This window comes from Janthinobacterium sp. CG_23.3 (genome assembly GCF_046115965.1).
In the GTDB taxonomy this organism is placed as follows: Bacteria; Pseudomonadota; Gammaproteobacteria; order Burkholderiales; family Burkholderiaceae_D; genus Janthinobacterium.
Genome location: NZ_JBJXIB010000218.1, coordinates 1 through 4414 on the forward strand (window position 1 = coordinate 1; position 4414 = coordinate 4414).

Here is a 4414-nt window from a genome sequence, read left to right on the forward strand (position 1 = left end):
ATATCGAGAGTAAACGCCTTTTTCAAAGAGTTTACAAGCGATACCTACAAGCTGTGCTCATCGCCTCGGCTCCGCCTTCATGCAATCGCCCTGCGCAAGAAAGTTCAATTCAGGACAATGCGGCCGTCACTTTCAGCACTTCCTCGGCGCTGGTGATGCCTTCGATGATCTTGAAGGCGCCGGCGATGCGCAGCGGCTTCATGCCGTCGGCCACGCTTTGCCGGCGCAGCGCGTGGATGTCGGTGCGTTCGCGCACCTGGGCGCTGAAGGCGTCGGTGATGCCGAGCAGCTCGTAAATGCCGGTGCGGCCGCGGTAGCCGGTCTGGCGGCATTCCGGGCAGCCGACCGGGCGGTACACCCGCGCCGGCTTGGGCAGGTTCCAGGCGCCGCCGATACTGTGCCAGATGTCGTCGGTGATCTCGCCGTCGCCGCTCTTGCAGTCCGGGCACAGGGTGCGCACCAGGCGCTGCGCCATCACGCCGATCAAGGTCGCCTCCAGCAGGTAGTAGGGCACGCCCAGCTCGAGCAGGCGCATGACGGCCGACGGCGCGTCGTTGGTGTGCAGCGTCGATAGCACCAGGTGGCCGGTCAGCGCCGCCTGGATCGCCATTTCGGCCGTGGCCAGGTCGCGGATCTCGCCGACCATGATGATGTCCGGGTCTTGCCGCATCAAGGCCCGCACGCCGTCGGCGAACGACAGCTCGATGCCCGGCTGCACCTGCATCTGGTTAAAGGCCGGCTCGACCATCTCGATCGGGTCTTCCACCGTGCAGACGTTGACCTCGGACGTCGCCAGCGCCTTCAGCGTCGTGTACAGCGTGGTGGTCTTGCCCGAGCCGGTCGGGCCGGTCACCAGGATGATGCCGTGCGGCCGGCTGGTCAGCGCGTCCCAGCGCGCCGCGTCGTCGGCCGGGAAACCCAGCTCCGGCAGCGTCTTGACCACCACTTCCGGGTCGAAGATGCGCATTACCAGCTTTTCGCCGAAGGCCGTCGGCAGCGTCGACAGGCGCAGCTCGACTTCCTGGCCGCCGGCGGTGCGGGTCTTGATGCGGCCGTCCTGCGGGCGGCGCTTTTCAATCACGTCCATGCGCCCCAGCAGCTTGATGCGCGACGTCATCGCCAGCATCACCACGGCCGGCACCTGGTAGACCTGGTGCAGCACGCCGTCGATGCGAAAACGCACCGAGCCGACGTCGCGCTTCGGCTCCAGATGGATGTCGGAGGCGCGCTGCTCGAAGGCGTATTGCCACAGCCAGTCGACGATATTGATGACGTGCTGGTCGTTGGCGTCGACCTGTTTGTTGTTGCGCCCGAGTTCAACCAGTTGCTCGAAGTTGTTGCGCAGCTGCAGATCCTGGCCGGTCGACTTGTTGGCGTTCTTGATCGACTTGGCCAGGCTGAAAAATTGCGAGATGTACTGGGCGATGTCGAGCGGGTTGGCGATCACCAGTTTGATGGCGCGCCGCGAGATCTTGGCGATTTCCGCCTCCCACTCGAGCGCGAACGGCTCCGTGGTGGCGATCACCAGCGTGTGCGCGCTCAGCTCGACCGGCAGGATGTTGAAGCGCGCCGCGTAGCTGGCCGACATGACGTCGGCGACCTTGGTGAAATCGACCTTGAGCGGGTCGATGCGGATGAAGGGCAGGGCGACGCGCCCGGCCAGCCATTCGCACAGCGCGTCCAGGGTCAGCGCCTTGTGCGGCGCCAGCGCCGAGGCCAGCTTGCAGTGCGCCACCGCGCACAGCGGGTGCATCGCGCCGACGATGTTTTTCAGAATGCCCAGGGCCTGCGCGTAGTTGGCCTTGACGTCGGCCTTGTCGACCAGGCCGTCGGCCAGCAGCCAGGTGAAGATTTGTTGCAGGTCGAGCGCTTTGGGGGACCCATTCTTCATTCGCTACTTTCTTTGCACAAAATCAGCTGGCCGCGCCCCGGCCGGGTCACACCGCGCTGTGGATGCCCTTGACCCAGGATTTGGCGGGCAGCTTGCTGTCGGCGACGATTTGCGCGGCGCGCGCGGCCAGCGCCGCGGCGTCGAGCGCGGGCTTGCTCTTGAAAGCGATGGCCACGACGTTGCCATCATGCACCTCCGGCAGGCAGATGACATGGCCGAACGCAAATTTCATCGCTTTCAGGTTTTTCGCGTAGCTCGGATGGTCGCCGAACAGGTTCACCGTCATGATGCCGTGCGGCGCCAAGCAGGCGGCGCAGGCGCTGTAGAAGTCGGCGCTGTCGAGCACCGGGCCGCGCGCGGTGGCGTCGTACAAATCCACTTGCAGCGCGTCGAAGGCGGCATGGTTGGCGGCGTCGTTGACGAAGTCGAGCGCGTCCATTTCCAGCACGGCCAGACGTTCATCGTTCGGCGGCAGCTTGAACATCGACTCGCACACGGTGATCACGGCCGGGTTCAGCTCGACCGCGCGCACCTGCGCGGCGGGGAACTGGCGGTAGCAGAACTTGGTCAGCGCGGCCGTGCCCAAACCCAGTTGGGCGATGCGCAGCGGCTGTTCGATCCACAGCATCCAGGCCATCATTTGCTGGGCGTATTCCAGTTCCAGCCAGTCGGGCTTGCGGATGCGCATCGCGCCCTGCACCCATTCGGTGCCGAAGTGCAGGTAGCGCACCCCGTTCATCTCCGACAGCGTCACCGGCGCGTACTTGGCTTTGCGCGGAGCGGGCGGGCGCGGCGGGCGCGAGGATTCTTCTTTTTCGATCGATTTTCGTTTGATGAGCATAGGGATGGCCTGATAGATTGCCCCATTATCCCGCGATGCCTTGCGGCAAAGCAAGGGGAACCGGCGCGCGCCGGCGCGCAACAACCTTGATTTCGGGCGTGAATGTCGGGGCGGTGCCGGGGGGGGGGGGCGGCTGTAAAAGCAACAAAGCCGGTCATTGCTGGCCGGCTTGTGTGGGGTGGCGCGGGGAGGGCGGGCGCTTATTGCTGCGCCGGCTCCACCGACACGCGCAGGCGCACGCGCTGGCCCGGATCGTACGACATCAAGCTGGTGTAGTTGCGGCCGCGATAGTCGTAGGTCACTTGGTAGCCGTTGTTTTGCGATTCCCAGTGGTCGACCGTGCGGCATTGCTGGACCGCTTGCTCTTGCACGCCGCCACCGCCATAGCCGTTGTTGTCGATGCGGTCGCCAGCGACGGCACCGGCGATGGCGCCGGCCGCGGTGGCGGCGGTTTTGCCGTGGCCGCCGCCGACCTGGCTACCGATCAGGGCGCCGGCAATGCCGCCAATGATGGAGCCGCCGGCGCCGCGTTGTTGCTGTTGTTGCTGTACCTGGACGTATTCGGTGCGGCATTCCTGCCGTGGACGGTTCACTTGTTCAACTTGCGGCGTTACGCGCACGACGCGGCCGAAATCTTCAAAGTCGGCAGCCTGCGCGACGGGCAAGGCGCCAAGACACAGGGCGGACAGAATCAATTTGGCGTGCAAGTTCATGTGGGACCTCGTTCGTGGGGATAGTCGGGTGTTCTAACAACCTAAGACAATAGTAATCCCGCTTTGCGCGCAAAAGGGGTTCGTATGGCAACAAATTGTAACAGCGGGGGCGCCGCCGCCGGCAGCCTGTAACATGCACTTCGACGTACGCGGCGAGCGCCGCGCAGGGGGAGGAAAGAGGGAAACGGTGGCGGCGATCGGTCGAATCGACCGGAAATGCGCGGCAAAATTCGCGGTCTGTAACAAATCTTGCGTTTGACGCTACATTCGGGTTGATTCGTTTAGTACAACACGTTACCCTAATAAGCGTATGGCGTCAGATTGACAATGCAAAAACAGAGCATAGCATAGCACGGCACGCGCATTGGCCCGCTTGCAGTGGTGCGTCGATAGGGAAAACAGCACCAGCATATCCATATAACAGGTCGATTTGAGGGAAAAATGAGTTTGTTAATAACCGTGCCGCCCAACCTTGTCCAGTCCATTCGTGCGTTCCGCGTGACCGAATTACAAGACGAGGCAGTCCGTCTCGGGCAGCACTTTTTATATGCGCATTGCCTGGCCGGTGTAACGAAACAGCAAGTGCTCGGCATTATTGCGGAGTCGTTTTTATTCCCGAAAAACTTCGCCAAGAATGTCGACGCGCTGCGCGAATGCCTGACCGACACGATGTTCAAGGCGGGGCCGCAAACCGGTTTCCTGGTGGTGTTGGAGCAGTTGCCCAACACGCAGAAATTCGACAAGGAGGCGCGCGAAACCCTGCTCGACGTGTTCCGCGACGCGGCCGATTTCTGGATGGAGAAAAAAGTTCCCTTCCGCGTGTTTTACTCCTTCGAGTAGGCGCCGGGGGGGGGGGGGGGGGGTCGCCCCCACAAAGCACCAGCCACAACCCACCGGGGCCGCGTTTTTTTTTTTGCGTTCTCACCAAACCCTCTCTCCTCCTTTCTTTTTTCGCGCCCCCCAGCGGAC

At 63.0% G+C, this 4414-nt stretch carries 4 protein-coding genes; 1 reads left to right on the top strand and 3 read right to left on the bottom strand.

Annotated elements, in window-relative coordinates; all coding sequences use genetic code 11:
* Window positions 1–109: 109 nt before the first annotated feature.
* The 3 genes from ACFDR9_RS27025 to ACFDR9_RS27035 all read right to left on the bottom strand — a co-directional run bounded on the left by ACFDR9_RS27025 (window position 110) and on the right by ACFDR9_RS27035 (window position 3445).
* Window positions 110–1891, bottom strand: coding sequence for a GspE/PulE family protein (locus ACFDR9_RS27025; protein ID WP_017877002.1), 1782 nt, complete (start codon window positions 1889–1891; stop codon window positions 110–112).
* A 46-nt stretch (window positions 1892–1937) separates the two neighbouring features.
* Window positions 1938–2732 (bottom strand): spermidine synthase, encoded by a 795-nt coding sequence (locus tag ACFDR9_RS27030; protein ID WP_017877001.1) that lies wholly within the window; start codon window positions 2730–2732, stop codon window positions 1938–1940.
* A 200-nt stretch (window positions 2733–2932) separates the two neighbouring features.
* Entirely contained in the window at window positions 2933–3445 is a 513-nt protein-coding gene (locus ACFDR9_RS27035; RefSeq protein WP_409032984.1) for a glycine zipper 2TM domain-containing protein, read from the bottom strand.
* A gap of 441 nt (window positions 3446–3886) precedes the next feature.
* On the opposite strand from ACFDR9_RS27035, the gene ACFDR9_RS27040 reads away from it, so the two are divergent.
* On the top strand, window positions 3887–4285 hold the full coding sequence (locus ACFDR9_RS27040; RefSeq protein ID WP_026133375.1) for a barstar family protein: 399 nt from the start codon (window positions 3887–3889) through the stop codon (window positions 4283–4285).
* Window positions 4286–4414: the final 129 nt, after the last annotated feature.

Coding starts and splice junctions, on each gene's coding strand:
- ACFDR9_RS27025 (WP_017877002.1), bottom strand. CDS start 1,891: ATGAAGAATGGGTCCCCCAAAGCGCTCGACCTGCAACAAATCTTCACC.
- ACFDR9_RS27030 (WP_017877001.1), bottom strand. CDS start 2,732: ATGCTCATCAAACGAAAATCGATCGAAAAAGAAGAATCCTCGCGCCCG.
- ACFDR9_RS27035 (WP_409032984.1), bottom strand. CDS start 3,445: ATGAACTTGCACGCCAAATTGATTCTGTCCGCCCTGTGTCTTGGCGCC.
- ACFDR9_RS27040 (WP_026133375.1), top strand. CDS start 3,887: ATGAGTTTGTTAATAACCGTGCCGCCCAACCTTGTCCAGTCCATTCGT.